The sequence below is a fragment of the Peribacillus sp. P4_C12 genome (assembly GCF_056402095.1).
Map to the genome: position 1 here is coordinate 1 of NZ_JBFUIB010000407.1, position 3,395 is coordinate 3,395.

Here is a 3,395-nt window from a genome sequence, read left to right on the forward strand (position 1 = left end):
CCTTTGCAATGGCCTCTCCAGTTTGTGAACAATAGATGTCATGGACCATTTCACAGCTTTTCGTCCCTACCTTTGTCAAATATGTTCGAATAGTTAAAAGCTGGTTAAAATACCCCTGAGAAATAAAATCGCATTTTGTGGAAGCAAGCAAAAAGTTCCACTTTTCGACATTTGTTGCTAATCCCAACGCTTCAAAAAATTTCATACGGGCTTCTTCGAGGTAAATAAAATAACTTGTGTTATTGATATGGCCCAAGGCATCCGTTTCTGAAAAGCGGACGTTAACTTTTAATTCACGCATTATGTCCCTCCTTGTTTTATCGATGTAAGAAAGCAGGTTTCCGCTTATCTAAGAATGCTGAAACTCCTTCTTTCACATCTTCAGTTTGGAAGATTTCTTCAAAAAGATTTGTTTCAATCTCTAATCCTTGTTCAAGTGTCGATTCGCTTCCTTCATTTATAGCCTTTTTAATTCTCGAAAGCGCCTGAAGTGAATGTCTCGTCATTCGTGAGGCTAAATTTTTTGCCTCTGTTAACCCGCATCCCTGCTCGACGACTTTATTGACGAGCCCTATCTTTTCTGCTTCTTTTGCATTAAGTGAATCACCGGTAAAAATAATTTCCTTTGCTTTTGCATTCCCAACAAGTCTAGACAAACGCTGTGTACCCCCAGCTCCTGGAAATAAGCCTAATTTCACTTCCGGCAGGCCGATTTGCACCTGTGCTTCGGCTACCCGCAAATCGCAGGCCAGAGCTAGTTCGCATCCGCCTCCTAAAGTCATACCGTTTAAGACAGCAATCGTCGGTTTAGGAAAAGTATCAATTTTATTTAAGATTGCATGACTTTCCTTTACAGTTTCTTTCATATTCGGATTTCCCATCATTTGTGGAAATTCTTTTATATCCGCACCTGCAGCAAATGCAATATCGCCTGCACCAGTAATGAGTACTGCTACCGTTTCATTATCTTCTTCAAGCTCAGTAAATACTTCCAACAAACCCTTAAATACATTTTTACTGATTACGTTTAATGGAGGATTATCAATGGTTACAATAGCAAGCTTATTTTCCTTTTCCACTCTCACTAAATTTCTCATTTTTTCACTCCTTTGTTTGGATAGTCATACCAGCCCTTACCTGTTTTCCGTCCTAGATGTCCTTGTTTCACCTTTTCTTCAATACAAACATTTGGTTTATCTTCAGGATTTCCAGTTTCGTCATATTGCTGTTTCATGACGAAATAACTTACATCAATACCTGATAAGTCCATCAGTTCAAACGGGCCGATTGGATGGCTTAATGCTTTTCGACAAATTAAATCGATATCCTTGTAATCAACGATTCCTTCTTCATACAGAAATAAGGCTTCACGCTGTAGTGCACCTAAAATTCGATTGGCAACAAAACCTGATATTTCTTTCCGTAATAAAATGCCTGTCCTGTTCATTTTCTGAGTTACTTCCATTGCAAGCTTTGCTGTTTCTTCAGATGTTTGATCACTCATGACAACTTCAACACAATCCATTACTAAAGGTGGAAAAAAGAAATGCATATTAATAAACTTATCTGGTCGATTTGTCACACCCGAAAGGAGACTATTGACGATAGTTGAACTATTAGTCGCAAAAATTGTTTCTGCTGGTGCCAACTCCTCTAGTTTGGCGAAGACTTCCTGTTTCACATCAAGTTTTTCTACAATCGCTTCGATGATAAGATCCGCCCGGCTTGCCGCCTTTTCCAAATTGGTAGTATATTGAAGACGACTGAAGGCTGCCAGTTTACGATCTTCAGTCAATTTTCCTTTTTGGACCCACTTAGCCAAAATATCTTCCAATTTTTCCTTAGCTGTTATTAAAGCATTTTCTTGAACATCCTGGAGAACTGTCTCGAATCCTCCAAGTGCTGCAAGCATCGCAATCTGATGCCCCATCTGGCCGGCTCCAATTACGGTTATAGAATTAATTTGTTTGTTCGGCATAACGTCATTCTCCCTTCTACTAACTAGTTAGTATGTAATTTATCTTCCTGCTTCAATTCCCTGTAAAATCATTCCCATAAAAATCCTTGCCACTTCCTGATCTGTTTTTTCCCCATCTGGATCAAACCAATGATAGCTCCAATTGGCCACACCCAAAATCGCAAACGAGATGATAGAAGTATCGAGATTGGAGCGAAACTCTCCGCTCTCGATACCTTCTTTAAGCAACTGCTCAATTCTATTACGGAATTCATCACGCTTAGGAAGGATCTGAGCCAGTTTTTCTTTACTTAGATTTTTCATTTCACGAAAAAAGACCGTAGCGCTTGATTTTTTTGTTTTGATACTCTTTAAAAGCATATAAACCATTTCGAAAAGCTTATCTTTGCAGCTTTTTTCAAGAATCTGAATGATTTTTTCCTGCTCATTTAGGAGCTCATCTATGTAAGCCAGATGAATATCCATAAGCAACTGTTCTTTGCTCGTAAAGTAATAATAAAACGTTCCCTTCGTCACACCAATCGATTCAACAATATCCTGAATAGATGTCTCACTAAAGCCCTTCTTTTCGAATAAACGTATGCTATTTTCTGTCATTTTTTCTTTCATGTAAGCATCCTCGCATTCTGTTTAAAATTTCAGGTGAATTGATATCATACGCTTTCGTATTATCAAGCCAGATTATTTTTTAGAAAATTCTTCTCTTAAAGATCGCCTTAAAATCTTTCCGACATTTGTTTTCGGAAGCTCTTCACGAAATTCTACAAGTTGCGGGACCTTATAGGCCGATAGGTTTGCACGGCAATAATCGATGATTTCCTGTTCGCTTGCCTTCTGATTACTTTTAAGAACAAGCACTGCTTTAACGGACTCTCCTCTATAGGTATCCGGAACTCCGATCACAACCGCTTCCTGAACAGCTGGATGTTCATAAAGCACTTCTTCTACATCACGCGGATAAATATTATAACCACTTGCAATAATCAAATCTTTTTTCCTGTCGACAATATAGAGATACCCGCCTTCATCAACCTTGGCAATATCACCTGTATAAAGCCAGCCATCCTTCAGAGTCACCGCCGTTTCCTCAGGCATATTCCAATAACCTTTCATCACTTGCGGTCCTTTAATAATTAACTCTCCCATTTCACCCGTAGCTACTTCCTTTGTTCCGTCTCCTAGGTCCACCACTTTATAATCAGTGGAAGGGAAACCAATCCCGACACTACCGGGCTTTCTTTCAGCAAATATAGGGTTACAATGCGTTGTTGGGGAAGCTTCCGAAAGACCATAGCCTTCCATTATTTTCGCCCCTGATTYTCGTTCAAACTCACGAAGCAGTTCCATCGGCATCGGTGCACTCCCGCTGTTACAGACCCGAATCGAACCCATACCGTATTCTTCAGCCTTAGGGTAG

The 3,395-nt window shown here is 39.6% G+C and carries 5 protein-coding genes; all 5 read right to left on the reverse strand.

Annotated elements, in window-relative coordinates; all coding sequences use genetic code 11:
* On the reverse strand, nt 1–301 hold a 301-nt coding region (locus AC1DUW_RS23910; RefSeq protein ID WP_477643631.1), incomplete at its 3' end, for an acyl-CoA thioesterase.
* A 16-nt stretch (nt 302–317) separates the two neighbouring features.
* Complete coding sequence (locus tag AC1DUW_RS23915) at nt 318–1,097, reverse strand: enoyl-CoA hydratase/isomerase family protein (protein WP_053345114.1); 780 nt, start codon at nt 1,095–1,097, stop codon at nt 318–320.
* Nucleotides 1,094–1,978, reverse strand: coding sequence for a 3-hydroxyacyl-CoA dehydrogenase family protein (locus AC1DUW_RS23920; protein ID WP_377439487.1), 885 nt, complete (start codon nt 1,976–1,978; stop codon nt 1,094–1,096). The genes AC1DUW_RS23915 and AC1DUW_RS23920 overlap by 4 nt, the downstream gene beginning before the upstream one ends.
* Nucleotides 1,979–2,017: 39 nt before the next feature.
* Nucleotides 2,018–2,587: a TetR/AcrR family transcriptional regulator gene (locus AC1DUW_RS23925; protein WP_053345112.1), complete on the reverse strand. Its 570-nt coding sequence runs from the start codon at nt 2,585–2,587 to the stop codon at nt 2,018–2,020.
* 72 nt (nt 2,588–2,659) lie between these two features.
* Nucleotides 2,660–3,395: AMP-binding protein (locus tag AC1DUW_RS23930; RefSeq protein WP_477643632.1), on the reverse strand; the 736-nt coding region annotated here is incomplete at its 5' end.

Excerpts from the sequence above, each read along its gene's own strand:
- AC1DUW_RS23915 (WP_053345114.1), bottom strand. The coding sequence starts at position 1,097 with ATGAGAAATTTAGTGAGAGTGGAAAAGGAAAATAAGCTTGCTATTGTA.
- AC1DUW_RS23925 (WP_053345112.1), bottom strand. The coding sequence starts at position 2,587 with ATGAAAGAAAAAATGACAGAAAATAGCATACGTTTATTCGAAAAGAAG.
- AC1DUW_RS23920 (WP_377439487.1), bottom strand. The coding sequence starts at position 1,978 with ATGCCGAACAAACAAATTAATTCTATAACCGTAATTGGAGCCGGCCAG.